The sequence below is a fragment of the Alicyclobacillus shizuokensis NBRC 103103 genome (assembly GCF_001552255.1).
Classification (GTDB): domain Bacteria; phylum Bacillota; class Bacilli; order Alicyclobacillales; family Alicyclobacillaceae; genus Alicyclobacillus_G; species Alicyclobacillus_G shizuokensis.
This window is the reverse complement of the sequence record NZ_BCQV01000059.1, coordinates 1-13,920: the sequence shown is the minus strand read 5'-3', so window position 1 is coordinate 13,920 and position 13,920 is coordinate 1. Positions and strand designations below refer to the sequence as shown.

Genomic DNA, 13,920 nt, shown 5'->3' with positions numbered 1-13,920 from the left:
CCCTTATTTAGGGTCTGCTGAACAGCCGAAAAACCAGTTGCTGACAAGGAATTTTGCCTTTGAACGCGAATGCATGTGCAAGGATTTTGTGTGCCAGAGGCTAAAATCTTTGCACATGGGGGACGTGTCCGTGTTTCGTCAGACGGAAGATCAGATGATTCTGCCAGGCGACTTCTTCCTGCCGTTCGGCGGGAAGTTGAATGGGAATAACCGCTGGGTCAAGCTGGCTCAGATGATTCCGTGGTGGAAGGTCGAAAAGCACTATGGGAAACAGTTCAGATCTCGAACGATGGGACAAGAGGCGTATCCGGTCCGTATGGCACTTGGCGCCCTCATCATTCAGCAACGGCTTGGTCTGAGTGACAGGGAAACGGTCCAGCAGATCACGGGGAATCCGTATCTGCAGTACTTCATCGGACTGCCCAAATTCCAGGACGATCCGCCGTTTCACCCTTCCCTGATGACGCACTTTCGCAAGCGGCTGGGCCCGGACATCATCAACCAAGTCAACGAATGGATCGCAGCAGAACAGGATAACCATCACGATGATTCGGATGATCAAGATGGTGGTTCTGCGGGTGAATCGGACACCCATGCCGTCAAGGGGCGTAGCGAGAATACCCAAGAGGTGGGGAACCAAGGGAAGCTGCTTTTGGATGCCACGTGCGCGCCGGCAGACATCGCCTATCCGACCGACCTTTCGTTGCTCAACGAGGCACGTGAGAAACTGGAGGAAATCATCGATGTTCTGCATGCGGCTCGGGAAGCCGGTAAGCGCAAGCCACGAACGTACCGGGAGAAGGCGCACAAAGCGTACCTGGCCGTGGCGAAGCAACGTCGCGTGAGTCCACGGGTGTTGCGCAAGGCGATTGGCAAACAGTTGCGCTTTGTGGCGCGCGACTTGCGCATCATTACACAGCTGAAGGATGAAGTGGGGCTGGGTGTGCTCAGTAGGCGCCAACACCGGCAACTGATGGTGATCTGCGAGCTGTATCGGCAACAGGAGGAGATGTATCGCAAGCGCACGCGGCGGATTGAAGATCGCATCGTCAGTATCTCACAACCGCATGTTCGCCCGATCGTTCGTGGCAAGGTGCGGGCCAATGTGGAATTCGGTGCGAAGGTGATGGTGAGTCTTGTAAACGGTTATGCCAGGCTGGAGCGGCTGGATTGGAATAACTTCTATGAGGGGCAGACGTTGCAGGGGGCGGTGGAAGCTTATCGGGAACGGTATGGTTGTTATCCGGAAACTGTATTGGCGGACAAGGCGTATCGCACCCGGGAGAACCTACGCTACTGCAAGGAGCACGGCATCCGGTTAAGCGGGCCTGCATTAGGACGGCCGTCGAAGTCCTTGGAGGCTGAGCAGCAGCGTATCGAGAGGCAAGATGCGGCGGAGCGAAACGCGATTGAAGGTAAGTTTGGCGAAGGCAAGCGCCTGTACGGACTCGGGCTGATCCGTGCGCGCCTGAGGACAACCAGTGAAACAGTCATTGCATTGCAGTTGCTGGTGATGAACCTGGAGCAGCGGCTCCGCCTTCTTTTTTACGCCGTTTGGGCTCGGTTTGTAACATATTACGAGCCTCGCAGTGTACTGCTACGCGCATGAACGTCGACGACAGACCGGGCCAGCACACCCGAAGTAGTATGAGCCGCGTATGCCCTCGAAGGCCTGATAAAAGACCTGTTCAGCAGCACCCTAAGTAGAGGATATTTTACTATAATTAAGCACTTCCTGATAGAATTTGCAGTGCCACGCCCCAACATGGGGGTTTCATTCCAAGCAAATCCTGCCATTACCACGTTTTCAGCAATTCTTCGATCACCTTGGCCGCACCGTCAACGGATACTAAGTCCGTCACCAGGTCTGCTGCCGCTTTCAGCGTATCGGATGCATTGCCCATCGCGATGCCAAGCTCTGCTGCGCGAATCATCTCCACGTCGTTGGGACCGTCGCCAATCGCCGCAGCCGCGGACTCGTCGAGGCCGACCGACTGGAGGATGGCGCGCATGCCAACTGCCTTGGAGTTGGTCAATGGATTTACATTGGTCGCCGAAGTCGCTACGTGCCACGGGTAAAAGTGAAAGTCACGCGCAAAGTGTTCCATGTAGACCGCAACCTCTTCGTTCGGGGCAATCAACTCTACCTGGTAGATGGGGTGATCTTGCCAATAGGCCGGGGCAAACTGCGGTGGATATCGGAAGATTTTCTGCACGTACGGGTGATTCGCAACCGTCGTGTAATAGTCATCCAGACCCGGGAACACCAGCGGGTGGTTTTGGGCGTCGGCGAGGGGCACCAGTTGCTCCAGCTTGGCCGGGTCAATTGGGTTGTTGTACACCCTCTCCCCTTCCATCACTGCCAGACCGCCGTTGTACGCCACCCAGCCGCGAATGCCGAGCGATTCGGCCAGCGGCGTGACGGCAAACGGCGGTCGTCCTGTCACCAGGATCGGTTCGATGCGGCGCTCCTGCAACAAGGAAATGGCCCGGCGTACGGCTGGGGAAACCTCTCCGACGCGCGGGTCAATCAGTGTACCGTCAATGTCAAAGAAAAACATGCGAATCATGATCTATCGCGGCCTCCATCGGTCATTTGCGCCGCAGCACGCCCGACTCGTCAAACAGTTCACTCGCACTGTCCTTGTCGAGCACAACCGTCACATTCTTGTGCAGGTTGAGGATGCTTGCCGGTACGTCCGTACGGACTTCGCCGAACACCGCCTTCGCAATAATTTCTGCCTTCTCCCGCCCGAACGCCATCAGGACAATCTGGTCCGCCTGCAGGATGGCCTGTACCCCCATGGTAATCGCCCGCTTTGGAACGTCGTCGATGTGCTGGAAAAACCGCGCGTTGCTCGCCACGGTTTCGGGGCATAGGTTGACAATGTGCGTCCGTGACAACAGCGTGTCGTCCGGTTCATTGAAGCCAATGTGGCCGTTGACACCAATGCCAAGCACCTGCAAGTGAATCGGGTTCTTGCGGATGATTTCGTCGTAGCGGATACATTCCGCTTCTAAATCCGAGGCCACTCCGTTCGGGAGATGAATTTGCGTTTCCGGTATGTTCACGTGCGAGAACAGGTTCTCCCACATAAAGCGCGCGTAGCTCTGCGGATGTGATGGGGTCAACCCGATATATTCGTCGAGGTTGATGGTCGTCACGTTCGAGAGATCGAGACCGCACTGGTGCAGGCGGATGAGTGCCTGATAAAACGGAATGGGGGTTGATCCGGTCGCTAGCCCAAGCACCGGCTTGGCCTGGCGCTCCACCACCTGTTCCGCCAGCGCTGCCACATACACACCTGCGTCGTGAGCATTGTCAAAGACGCGAATTTTCATCTCGTCACCTCCTTCGGTCTTCAGTGTACACCGAGAATCTGTTTGACTTCATCGCCTGTCTCTGCTGCCAGTACTTTTTCGCACAGCGCCTGCGCCTCGGCCCGGGTCAACTGCGAAAACACTTCCTTCGCCGCCAGGACGCGCGCCGCTGACATCGAGAATTCGTCTAGTCCCATGGCGTAAAGGACCGGAATGAGCGCCTTGTCCCCTGCCATCTCGCCGCACATCGCGACGTGCTTGCCGAAGCGATGGGCTGCCGCAATCACATGTTGGACCGAGCGCAGGACAGCGGGTTGGAAGTAGTGGTTCAGGTACGATACCCGCTCATTGGTGCGGTCGCACGCCATCGTGTACTGAACGAGATCGTTGCTGACAATGCTGAAAAAGTCAACCAGCGGTGCGAGCACATCGCTCATCCAGACTGCAGCCGGCGTCTCAATCATGATGCCGAGCGGCACGCGCTCTGCGCCCACTTCCTGCCGGGCTTCCTCGGCCATCGCCAGCGCTTGCCAGAGTTCTTCCACCGTTGCAATCATCGGGAACATAATTTCCAGCATACCGTATTCGCTGGCACGATACAAAGCCCGCAGCTGCGTTTTGAAGATATCGGGTCTGTCCATACAGATGCGAATGGCCCGGTAACCGAGGAATGGGTTACTCTCTTCAATCGGCAAGTAGGACAGGGGCTTGTCACCGCCGATGTCAAACGTGCGGATGACCACCGGTTTTCCCTGCATGGCCTGCAGCACCTCGCGGTAGGCCGCAAACTGTTCGTCCTCGGACGGAAAGTTCGAGCCGTCCATGTAGAGAAACTCGGTGCGGAACAATCCCACGCCGTCTACGCCGACGTCAACCGCTTTCGCCGCATCTTTGGTGCCCGCAATGTTCGCCGCGACGCGGACCGTGTCCCCCTCCCGGGTGACGGCCGGGCGCGACTTGAACTGTGCCATCTGCTGTTGGCGGGCAGCGAACGCGCGCCGTTCCTCTTCAAGGTCCGCTTGTTGCTGCGCCGTCGGGTTGACGATGATTTCCCCGGTGGTGCTGTTGAGGCCAATCAGCGCTCCGTCCGCAATTTTGGCAAGCGCAGCACCGACGCCGACCACGGCCGGGATCCCGAGGGAGCGTGCAATGATGGCGCTGTGGCTGCTCGTCCCGCCAACCCCGGTGATGAGGCCGGCAATCTGCGTCGCATCATAAGCGGCGAGTTCCGACGGACCGATGTCTTCTGCGACCAGCACCACACCCGACTCCTCCACAGCGTCCGCGATACCTGCGCCGCCCCGCTGCAGGACACGCAGAATTCGCCGCCGAATGTCGCGCATGTCGGCCGCGCGTTCGCGCAGATACTCGTCCTCCATCGCCGCAAACATCTGCTCGTACATCGACAAGACGTCGAAGAACGCACGCTCGGCATTCTGCGACGTCGATTCAATCTCTTGTTTGACCTGCTCCCACAGCTCCGGATCCGCGAGGATTTCCCGGTGTGCCTCGAGAATCGGGGTGGTTTCCGCCTGGACGGTGCCGCCGTTCAGCAGTGCTGTGATTGCCTGCTGAGCGGTCTCCAGGGCCGCCATTGCCCGCTTTACTTCCGCGGCAGTGTCCTCCACCGTGTACGCCGGGACGGTTTCTTCTGCATTCAGCCGCTTGGCGCGACCGACTGCAATGCCATCCGATGCCCCTATGCCCTTCATCACAATCACCTCACTCCGCCTGCGACAGGTACGTGCACAAGGCATCCACCGTTTCGACTTCGTCCGTTCCCTCGGCGCGAATCGTGACTTCCGTACCCTTGCCCCATCAGGCCCAGTATGCTCTTCGCGTCCACCGCCTTGTCGCCTTTGACGAGTGAAATCTTGCTGGCGAAAGCGCGCGCCCGTTGCACAAACTCAGACGCCGGCCGCACATGCAACCCTTGCGCCAACTGGACAACCGCGTTCTTTTCGTACATATTCGTTCATCCTCTCTCAATCATCTCGTTGCTGTCATAGCACGGACGTGCCAAACTCCGGCGCGTTCACGTGGAAAAAGTCCGCAACCGTCGCCGCGACGTCGGCCAGCGTATCGCGCAGTCCGAGATTGCGCGCCGGCGATCCCTTGACGCACACCAGCAGCGGCGTGGTTTCCCGCGTGTGCTGGCTGGAGCCAATCGCCGGATCGTTCCCGTGATCAGCCGTAACAATCAACAGTTCGCCCGGCTCCAGCAGCTCATAGACCCGCCGCAGGCCCTTGTCCGCAATTTCCAGAACACCGGCGAACTTCCGGGCGTTCTCCTCGTGCCCGGCGAGGTCGGTTTCCTGAATGGTGGCGGAAATGAACCCGTCCGACATGTTCCCGAGACGGTTGCAGATCAGATCCACCACGCCCTGGCTGTCCACCATTGGGTCGCGCTCGCTGACTTCGCCGGTAATCACGTCCGCCATCTTACCGTACAAATACACTTCAAATCCGTTCCGCATGAGAATGGAGTGTACTTGCTTGTCCGGGTCAATGCCGTAGCCGAGGTGACGGACATGGTAATCCTCGTTGTAAATGTCGAGCTTCCCCATGTCGACACCGGTACGCTCGGGCTGGATGACGACGTTGCGGAGAATGTCGTCGACCGTAATGCCCGTTCCGCCGAGCGGAATCACGCGGCTCGTCTCCGCCACGGCCCGCACGACTTTGCCGATGTCGACGACCTTGTCAAACGGGGTCATGTCAATCGCCCCGGTGATGTTGATGATCTGCCCGGGGTCGTTTTCCATGTTGTCCGCGATGACGACTTCCCCGTCCACGAGCAGGATGCTCGTGCCCTCAATCGGGTACGTCACGGTGTAGCCTTTTTCCACGAGACGCCGCTCGATTTCCGGCGCCAATTCGCGCATGAACTGCATCTTCGGGTGAATCGGGCGCGCGCCCATGATTTCGTTGTGGCCGGCGTAACTGTCGGCGCCCGAGTGGTACAGATTGCACCGCCCGTGGCTGGCCAGGGGCGGCGTCAGTGGCAGCAGATTGGGTTCATTGAGAATTTGCGCCAACCCGAGTTCCCCCAGGAACGGCAACTTGATACCCGTTTTCTCGAGGACGTGGCGCATGGTGTTGGCCTGCCGATCTTGCGGCCGAACCTTGGCTACATCCTCCATCGCGCCAGCTCCGAATCCATCCAGAACACACAGTACAGCCCGCTTCATCCGATTCGCTTCCCTTCTACGGAGTAAATCCCGGCGACCTCGGATCGACCCTCAGCGATGCCGGTGACAGGTACCACATTTGCACGGGTCACGAACATCTGCGTTCGAAATGCCATGACGACCGGCGTTCCCACCGGGAACGTACCGACCAGGCGCAAGTAGTAGTCAATGCTCTCTGCGTTCGGCGGAATCACGTCCACCCGCTGGGCCTTGTCCGCGGAGTTCCCGACCAGGGCCTGCTGCAGATAGCCGCGCGCGTAGTAGCCGCCGCCGTACACGTAGCTGCATCCGTCATACGTATGGGAGACTTCCGTGATGTACAAATAAGAGGGCACTTCCGGTTGCTCAGACACGGCGTGCAACGGCGTCGTCCCGGTCAGGGAGTGCCCTGGTTCGCCGTGCGTTGCGCCCGCCGCCTGCAACATCGGGATGCTGGCCACGCAAGTGGCGCTCGGTGCGTTGATCTGCTGCACATCGACGCCCATGGCCCGCAGCCGCTCGGCTGCCAGTTGCAGGGTCGTCAGGTTGGGGGTCTCTGTGAGTACGCCATCCTGAACGATGATGCATGGGAACGATGTCACGCCAACGATGCGAACATTCGGCAATGCGGAAATGGCCTGAACCGTCGATTCGAGCTCATCCAGCAGCAGGCCGCCTTCCTGCGCGTTGTACATGGAATCTGTCCGTCGAATGACGCGAAGCAACAGATCCTGCGTCTGTCCGAGCGCCGCCGCAACGCGGGAAACGGTCTCTGCCGCCGCGACGCTGAACACGGTGACGACCTCCGGACGCTTACGCAGAATCGGTTCCATGTAGTACCCAGGGATTTGCACCAGATGGCCGACGTGCCCGAGTTCCACGCCGTTGTCGGCGAGCATCAGGGCTTCAGCGGGATCGACCGCGACGGCTTTGCGGATGCCCGCCTCCGCAATCGCCCGACAAGCAACCGGGTTGCGCCCAATCTGCTTCGTCATGAAGTACAGGGAGAGGTTTCGCTCCTTCGCAGCGGCGGCCATGGCAGCCGCGTTGCGGCCAATCTGGTCAACGTCGAGCGCGTACGAATTCGGCGGGATTTGTCCAGACCGGTACAGTTGCAGCGCACTGTCGACAAATGCGCCATTTCGTGTACACAGTTGTGCGAGAAACATGGTGTCACATCCCTTCGTGAAAAAAGCCGGTAGAACGGGAGCGCATGCGCCCCAGGAAATAATCTTCAAACAGGGTCGGTCGTGGGCACTGCTCTGCCACCACGCGGGCAACGGCCAGTGCTTGTGCCCCCGCTGTGACGCCGTTCGGAGCCATGACGACAAACCCGGATGCTGTGGAACTGCCGGCCACCGCAACGGCGGTCGTATCCGCGAGGTTTGCGCTGCGCAGCAGATGCTTTCCACCACGGGCGGTCGGTTGTCCATTCATCACCAGCGAGTCGGCGTACTCGTCTACGTCCACGGGACCTTCCGCACTGACAATCACTTGACAGTCCTGGAACAGTTCTGCCATCAAGGCGAGGCCGTGAACGCGCTGGTGGGATTCGCCCTTGGCAAAGCGGCGAACGGTGCACCCGCTCGCCGACAAGGCGTCCGCCAGGTGGTCCGGTGCCGCTTCATCCAGTGCGACCCGGAGGCCTTCAACGGGTGCGTCCAGCGCCTGCCCAAACAGGGCTTCCATCGCCCGCTTGGCAAACGCCAGCGAGTGGCTGAGGACACCAATGCCGACCGACAGCGGCATCCCTTCCGTGGACCGGGAGGGGTGCGCGCCGACCAGTCCCAGTCCCTTGCCGTTGATCCCGTACAGTTGCGCGGCCAGCGCGGGGCCGAGGATGGAGCCGCCGCCGTCAGTCGCGATGGCAAGATCGTGTACACCGCGCAGGATGTTCACCGCACTGCCGCTGGACGACCCGGTCATCCACTGACCCGTCAACGGGTTCACCAGGTCCGGGTCAAGGGCCCGCCCGTAGGCTGCCATTTTGTCGACGGTCAACCACACGAAGTCTGGCTCCGCAGCCAGCCGCTCGACGAGATCGCGCGGAATCTGGTTCGTGTCTTTCACGCCAAACAGAATGGGCTCCGCACCAGCCTCCAGCTTGTGCCGCGCCGTGGTGGGCGCCGTCCGGTTCACCCAGACGACAGAGTCCCTGTACCGATACGCATTCGCATACGAATACGCGAACCGCTCCATCCATTCCAGCTCAGTCATGAGAACTCTGCACCTTTGCCAGCGCTTGCTTGAGGATCTTTACCACCAAATCCGCACTAGCCCGCATCGGGTTGATGCGCAACAGATACGACTTCAATTCCGGAAGGCTCGCCGAGACCGTTCCGGACGCGCGGTAGATCATCGGCAGTACTTCGTATTTCGACTCTGCCCCCACTGGGTACGGCGCTGCGCCAAACTCGTTGCAGGTTTTGATGACTTCGGCCGCAATCGGTTGCTCCAACCTGGCAATGACGGTCCGCGACTGGGCGTTCGCAATGTACGCTTCGGAAATGCCCGGCACCGCTCCGTCGTTGAGCATACGAGCGAGGGCGTCCACCTGCTCGGACTGGACGGCAATGAGCACCGGTGCCATGGTCAGCGCCCGCAGCACCTCCATCGCCTCCGGCCCCTGCACCTGGCCGCCGCCTGAGTAGTTGCGCGTGCGAATGCGCGCGACGGTGTCCTTGTCGCCGAGCACAACGCCAATCCCTTCGGGTCCAAGCAGCTTGAACGCCGAGAATGTCGAGATATCGGCCCCGACTTCCACGCCAATCTGCCGGGTCTTGAATACGGCGTAGTTCTCGTCTACGACAATCGGGAGGTTCGGGCGCGCGCGCTTGGCGGTCTGAATGACGTGGGCTAGGTCGTAGTGATCTGAGGGCTGTTGCCGTGTGTGCTGAATGTACAGCACTTTTCCCTGCGGCAGCACCGCAACCAATGCCTCGTCGTCATGAAAATCAACCGCCAACGGTTTCAGACCGAGTGCCCGGAACGTCTCTTCCGTCGTTGGGTAGATGGGAGCCGTGTGGATAATCACCGGGTCTCCCGGGTCGAGCAGCGCAGACAGCGACAGCCGAATGGCGCCTGTACCGGCGCCGCGCACCAACGCGCAGTCCGGGACGCCAAACGCCTTCGCAATCACCTGTTCCACCTTTTGTGTCTGCAAAGGCCTGCCGCTCGGCGGTACGCCGACGTCACCCATCTGGAAGAACTCCGTACCCGTGAACACATCCGCAATAGCTTCCACCAATCGGAACTGGACTTGCTTGGCTTCGTCCAGGGAGATGGGCTGTAATGGGTAGAACTCCATAGAAACCACCTTATTTGAACGTCAGGAAGCGACGTGGATTCGCAATCAACATTTTGTTGATGACTTCGTCGGTGACGCCCGCCTTGCGCAAGTCAGGCAGGAATGTGTCAAACAGATACACGTACCCTGGACCTTCATTGCGGCGGAAGTACGATTTCCTCGTCAGGTCCACGGACAGCATCAATTGGTCTTCAAAGCCTTTGTCCAGCAAGGCGAGCAGGTTGTTCACTCGCTCCTCGTGCGAACGATAGTTGTTCTTGCCAATGGTGTCGAACTGCAGGTACGCACCGCTGTTCAGAAGCGTAACTTGTTCTTCCATGTTCCGGTTCAGGTCCTGATGTCCAAAAGAGATGTGTTTGAAATCCACCCCTTCCGACTCGAAGATGCGCAATTGGGCGGTGCCCATGGTGCCAATTTCACAGTGTGTGCTCAATGGCGCCCCAGTACGCTTCTGCGCGTCACAAGCGGCCCGGAACACCTTGTCTTCTGCTTCTGTCAATTCTTCGAAGCTGCTGCCAATCTCGGCAATAATGCCGGCTTTGATGCCTGTGTCCTCAATCCCTTCGGTGATCTCCGAGGTAAACAGGTCGGCAATTTCGGCGCGCGACTTTTCAAACGCCTCGGCCGGATAGACGCTTTCCTTGTAGAATCCTGTGGCACATACAATGTAGACGTCGAGCCGCTTCGCCAAATCGGCCAGCATGGCGACGTTGCGCCCCATGTTGCGGTTCGTGACTTCCACGAACGCGTTGCAACCGTACTCCTTGGGCAACTCCAGTTCGTGGACCAGTTCCGGGCTGTCCGCGAGGATGGAGTCGGTCTCGTTGCGCACGTGCGACAAGTCGAAGGCAATATGTTCGTGAATCATGGTGGCCTGCAAAGTTTCCGGCGGCACGTCACCACGCACAGTCCGTACAAATCCCATGAGTTCCACCCCTTACACAATCGGTGTAGGATGGGCAAATGCCCATCCTACACGAGGTTGTGTGAAATTTTCGGCAGGTATCCGCCGCGGTTACATCAAGTGCAGTACGAAGAAGATGTTGATGACAACGCCCGTCACGATGGCAGCCAGCGGTGCGGCAGCCAGACGGATGATGGGTCGGCCAATCGCTTCGTTAATTAGGTACAGCGCCGCGAACACTGCGAACGCGAAGAAGTTCTGCGGGTCCTTCGGCGAATGGGTCATGCCGAGGGAGGCCAGTGCCGAGCCAATTAGCAATGCGATTTCCAACACGTTGTTCATTGCGTTGCGGATGCTGTCGGACGCTTCGCGCAAGGACGGGAAGTTTTCAAGTCCCTTGCCAATCGCCCGCAAACCTAACATTTCAAGGCTGATCCAGACCGCACCGATGACGAACGCCGCGATGTGTCCTGCCATGCCGTTGCCAAACAGTGCCGGTGCAACGTAGTAGCCGATGGGATAGACGAACGTGAGGCCGACGACGCCGTACACGCCGGATGCCAGTGCGGTGGTGACAATCAACGGAATGAAGGCCAAACCGCGAATGAAGTCTGCGAAGGCGACGGTCCCGATTTGCGATATGTTGCCGCCGGTTTGATACGCCGTGTGCAGCGCCTGGAAGTCGACTTCAGAACCAGCCAGGATCTGCAGGTTGCTGATCAAGGCGACCAGACCGCCGACAATAGCCATCAAGGGAATGGACGAGACAATCCGCTTGGTGCGGGCTGCAAACAAGCTTTCCCCGGTGTCCTCGCTCTTGTCACGGGTGCGATTCGCCCCGACGTCCTTCACAATTGCGAACACCACAAGCAGGATGACACCGACGAACATTTCCAGAGCTTCCGGCGTAATCGCCGTGCCGCCGACCGTGATTATTTTCATGGCCGCCAATTGGCGGAAGACCAGTTCCAAGACAAGCGTGATGATACCTCTGACTTTGCCAAACTGATAAAAGACCGCAAGCACCGGGAACAGCGCAAACCCGGCAATAACCGGAGACGACAGTGCACCGAGCGAGTTCAGGAAGTTAATAGGCAATAACCCGAACACTGTGTTCAGTGCATCAAACGCGACGGAGACGAGTACACCCCAAGCTGCCCCAAACACAGCCGCGAGCCACTTGCGCGGCGCCAGGACGCCGAGGATGTCCGTCGGCAGAAACAGAAGCCAAGGATTGAGCAGTTTCGACGCCAGCGTAAACGCAAAACCGACAGATACGACGAAGCCGGCACTCAAGCCAAAGGCCACCGACGCCATCTCGCCGCGCTTCATCCGGCCTTCTACGTACTCCGGCATAATCGGACGTACGCCGTCATGGAATACCGCCCGCCCCATGTGCGACGCCAGCGCGGTCAGTGCGCACAAGACGCCGACAAGTATAAGTTTTAACACCATGCCCGAGTTCCCCCCCTACTCTAGACCGTGTTTTTTCAGCAGGCTCTTAACCAGGATGGGCGCCGCTTCCTCAATGGACTCTACGGCCATCCCAAAGGCAATTTTGTTCTGCTGAACGAGTTTTTCGATTTCCTCTGCTTTCGGACGTCCCCCGGCTTTGGCTACCGTTGCACAATTGCTGTATCCGAGGATACCGATGAGGACAGACAGGGCAGCACCTCCTCCACTGTTGCAGGCGCCAAAGTAGTAATCCGCCTGACCAGCCTTGATTTTCTTGGCTGCTTCAAAATCTGAAGTCACCGTGACTTCTACGTTGTCCCCGCCGGCCTGTTTCACGGCGCGCTCCATGACTTCCTTCTTCAAACCGCCAATCGTAATTCGAATTGCCATTTCCCATTACTCCTTTCCGAGTAAAAGACATACGTACATGGTCAAAAAACCAACTTCCGCAGCGGGTACGTTCTCTGCAATTCCTTCAAACATGCCGCTAGCCAGTTGGTGTACTTCCGGATACTTGGCTACCAGTTCCGTAATGCTCTCCGGGCACTCCGTCACCGGCTCTCCCCGCTGCAGACGGGCGCACGCGATGGCGAAGTGAGTGACAAACGCACCCGCGTTTTCTTCCACCAAAGTGACGTGGTACGTATTCTCAAACCACTCCACAAACCGCTCCACGTGTTTGCGGATGGCTGGAGTGATCTGGTTTGAGGACTCAAGAATGTCCAGCCGTTCTTTCAGTGTCTCGTTCATGGCTGTCGCCTCCGGCTGTATCAGTAGTGTGGTGTGCTTGTTCCGGCCAGAACCGCCTGTTGAATGGTGGTCACTTGGTTGAGGTCTACGGTTTTGAGCAGGTTCTGAAAGATGCTCAAGTCCTCCCGGCGAACGACCAGTGCGGCTTCGGTGGCATCGTCTTCGCGAAACTCCAGCGGCACAATGGACACCGGTCCGCGGCGGCCGTAGCGCTGTTCCACTTCGTCGATGTTCCACACTGCCGCATCAATCTTCCCGTGCAGCAATTGCTCAAACAGCTGCATGTACGGCAGTTCCACGAACTCAACATCGACGTCCCGGCAAACTTCCATGGTGAGTGTGTACTGATCTACCGAAGTTGAGTCGACGCCGATGCGCATTCCGGGTTGGACAGAGCGCCATTCCGGATTCCGCACGAGCAGTCCATGCGCCCCTACGTACGAGCCGGGTCCAAAGCTGTGCAGGATGGCAATCGGTTGATCCTGTGCCGCGACATCCGCCGCGCGCACCGACGTGACAACGATGTCGTACCGCCCTTGACAAAGGGCTTTCACCCGGTTCGCACCACCGCGCATGTAGGAGAGATGAAACGGGATGTTCTGGCCCTCGAACGCTGCGTACAGCCCGGAGGCCAGACCTTCGTATCGGCGGGAATACGGCAACGGCATCGCGCCAACCAAGTTGGACTGCCCGGCAAACTCCCATAATTTTGCAAAGTCTGCGGCCACCAGAAATGTCCCGAGGTGTCCGCGTGAGTCGAGCCCCACCGCGCCTGCATCCACAAGCAGTTGCAACGCGGATTGTACGGTGCCCCGCCCGACTTCACACTTTGCAGCGAAGTCCTGAACTCGGGGAATTCGAGAACCGGGTTCACACTCCAGCAATTTGCGGGCGATGGACCGCACCGCCAATCCGTTCCTTGAGAACAACTCGGCCTCTCTCATACGCACTCTCCAATATACAGGATTCTGTACATTGAAATTATAACGCTTCCCCTTTTTGAATGCAAGCAC

14 protein-coding genes are annotated in these 13,920 nt (G+C 58.6%); 1 reads left to right on the top strand and 13 read right to left on the bottom strand.

From position 1 onward, the window contains the following. Nucleotides 1-130: 130 nt before the first annotated feature. A complete protein-coding gene (locus ASH01S_RS16150; protein ID WP_067929476.1) occupies nucleotides 131-1,609 on the top strand; it encodes an IS5 family transposase in 1,479 nt (492 codons plus the stop codon). Nucleotides 1,610-1,796: 187 nt separating this feature from the next. On the opposite strand, the gene ASH01S_RS16145 is transcribed toward ASH01S_RS16150, so the two are convergent. The 13 genes from ASH01S_RS16145 to yhfZ form a co-directional block, all read right to left on the bottom strand. Continuing rightward, complete coding sequence (locus ASH01S_RS16145; RefSeq protein WP_067929475.1) at nucleotides 1,797-2,570, bottom strand: HAD family hydrolase; 774 nt, start codon at nucleotides 2,568-2,570, stop codon at nucleotides 1,797-1,799. A gap of 22 nt (nucleotides 2,571-2,592) precedes the next feature. Further along, nucleotides 2,593-3,342: a glucosamine-6-phosphate deaminase gene (gene nagB, locus ASH01S_RS16140; RefSeq protein WP_067929474.1), complete on the bottom strand. Its 750-nt coding sequence runs from the start codon at nucleotides 3,340-3,342 to the stop codon at nucleotides 2,593-2,595. Nucleotides 3,343-3,362: 20 nt separating this feature from the next. Further along, nucleotides 3,363-5,033 (bottom strand): phosphoenolpyruvate--protein phosphotransferase, encoded by a 1,671-nt coding sequence (gene ptsP / locus ASH01S_RS16135; RefSeq protein WP_169794264.1) that lies wholly within the window; start codon nucleotides 5,031-5,033, stop codon nucleotides 3,363-3,365. Nucleotides 5,034-5,038: 5 nt separating this feature from the next. After that, nucleotides 5,039-5,290 (bottom strand): HPr family phosphocarrier protein, encoded by a 252-nt coding sequence (locus ASH01S_RS16130; protein ID WP_444541723.1) that lies wholly within the window; start codon nucleotides 5,288-5,290, stop codon nucleotides 5,039-5,041. Nucleotides 5,291-5,324: 34 nt separating this feature from the next. After that, nucleotides 5,325-6,512 carry a phosphopentomutase gene (locus ASH01S_RS16125; RefSeq protein WP_067929472.1) on the bottom strand — a complete coding sequence of 396 codons (1,188 nt, stop codon included), beginning with the start codon at nucleotides 6,510-6,512 and terminating at the stop codon, nucleotides 5,325-5,327. Continuing rightward, entirely contained in the window at nucleotides 6,509-7,660 is a 1,152-nt protein-coding gene (locus ASH01S_RS16120; RefSeq protein ID WP_067929471.1) for an alanine racemase, read from the bottom strand. Before ASH01S_RS16120 ends, ASH01S_RS16125 begins: the two co-directional genes overlap by 4 nt. 4 nt (nucleotides 7,661-7,664) lie before the next feature. After that, nucleotides 7,665-8,708, bottom strand: coding sequence for an amidase family protein (locus tag ASH01S_RS16115; RefSeq protein WP_067929470.1), 1,044 nt, complete (start codon nucleotides 8,706-8,708; stop codon nucleotides 7,665-7,667). Next, nucleotides 8,701-9,798, bottom strand: a complete 1,098-nt coding sequence (locus tag ASH01S_RS16110; protein ID WP_067929469.1) for an aminotransferase class V-fold PLP-dependent enzyme — start codon at nucleotides 9,796-9,798, stop codon at nucleotides 8,701-8,703. The genes ASH01S_RS16115 and ASH01S_RS16110 overlap by 8 nt, the downstream gene beginning before the upstream one ends. A gap of 10 nt (nucleotides 9,799-9,808) precedes the next feature. Then, a complete protein-coding gene (locus ASH01S_RS16105; RefSeq protein ID WP_067929468.1) occupies nucleotides 9,809-10,723 on the bottom strand; it encodes a phosphotriesterase family protein in 915 nt (304 codons plus the stop codon). Nucleotides 10,724-10,813: 90 nt separating this feature from the next. After that, a complete protein-coding gene (locus ASH01S_RS16100; protein WP_067929467.1) occupies nucleotides 10,814-12,157 on the bottom strand; it encodes a YhfT family protein in 1,344 nt (447 codons plus the stop codon). A gap of 15 nt (nucleotides 12,158-12,172) precedes the next feature. Further along, nucleotides 12,173-12,547: a DUF2620 domain-containing protein gene (locus tag ASH01S_RS16095; RefSeq protein ID WP_067929466.1), complete on the bottom strand. Its 375-nt coding sequence runs from the start codon at nucleotides 12,545-12,547 to the stop codon at nucleotides 12,173-12,175. A gap of 6 nt (nucleotides 12,548-12,553) precedes the next feature. Then, nucleotides 12,554-12,907: a PRD domain-containing protein gene (locus tag ASH01S_RS16090; RefSeq protein WP_067929465.1), complete on the bottom strand. Its 354-nt coding sequence runs from the start codon at nucleotides 12,905-12,907 to the stop codon at nucleotides 12,554-12,556. Between the two features lie 20 nt (nucleotides 12,908-12,927). Continuing rightward, on the bottom strand, nucleotides 12,928-13,851 hold the full coding sequence (gene yhfZ, locus ASH01S_RS16085) for a GntR family transcriptional regulator YhfZ (protein WP_157067191.1): 924 nt from the start codon (nucleotides 13,849-13,851) through the stop codon (nucleotides 12,928-12,930). Nucleotides 13,852-13,920 lie beyond the last annotated feature (69 nt).

Coding starts and splice junctions, on each gene's coding strand:
- ASH01S_RS16110 (WP_067929469.1), bottom strand. CDS start 9,798: ATGGAGTTCTACCCATTACAGCCCATCTCCCTGGACGAAGCCAAGCAA.
- ASH01S_RS16145 (WP_067929475.1), bottom strand. CDS start 2,570: ATGATTCGCATGTTTTTCTTTGACATTGACGGTACACTGATTGACCCG.
- nagB (WP_067929474.1), bottom strand. CDS start 3,342: ATGAAAATTCGCGTCTTTGACAATGCTCACGACGCAGGTGTGTATGTG.
- ASH01S_RS16115 (WP_067929470.1), bottom strand. CDS start 8,708: ATGACTGAGCTGGAATGGATGGAGCGGTTCGCGTATTCGTATGCGAAT.
- ASH01S_RS16125 (WP_067929472.1), bottom strand. CDS start 6,512: ATGAAGCGGGCTGTACTGTGTGTTCTGGATGGATTCGGAGCTGGCGCG.
- ASH01S_RS16105 (WP_067929468.1), bottom strand. CDS start 10,723: ATGGGATTTGTACGGACTGTGCGTGGTGACGTGCCGCCGGAAACTTTG.
- ASH01S_RS16120 (WP_067929471.1), bottom strand. CDS start 7,660: ATGTTTCTCGCACAACTGTGTACACGAAATGGCGCATTTGTCGACAGT.
- ASH01S_RS16090 (WP_067929465.1), bottom strand. CDS start 12,907: ATGAACGAGACACTGAAAGAACGGCTGGACATTCTTGAGTCCTCAAAC.
- yhfZ (WP_157067191.1), bottom strand. CDS start 13,851: ATGAGAGAGGCCGAGTTGTTCTCAAGGAACGGATTGGCGGTGCGGTCC.
- ASH01S_RS16100 (WP_067929467.1), bottom strand. CDS start 12,157: ATGGTGTTAAAACTTATACTTGTCGGCGTCTTGTGCGCACTGACCGCG.
- ASH01S_RS16130 (WP_444541723.1), bottom strand. CDS start 5,290: ATGTACGAAAAGAACGCGGTTGTCCAGTTGGCGCAAGGGTTGCATGTG.
- ptsP (WP_169794264.1), bottom strand. CDS start 5,033: ATGAAGGGCATAGGGGCATCGGATGGCATTGCAGTCGGTCGCGCCAAG.
- ASH01S_RS16095 (WP_067929466.1), bottom strand. CDS start 12,547: ATGGCAATTCGAATTACGATTGGCGGTTTGAAGAAGGAAGTCATGGAG.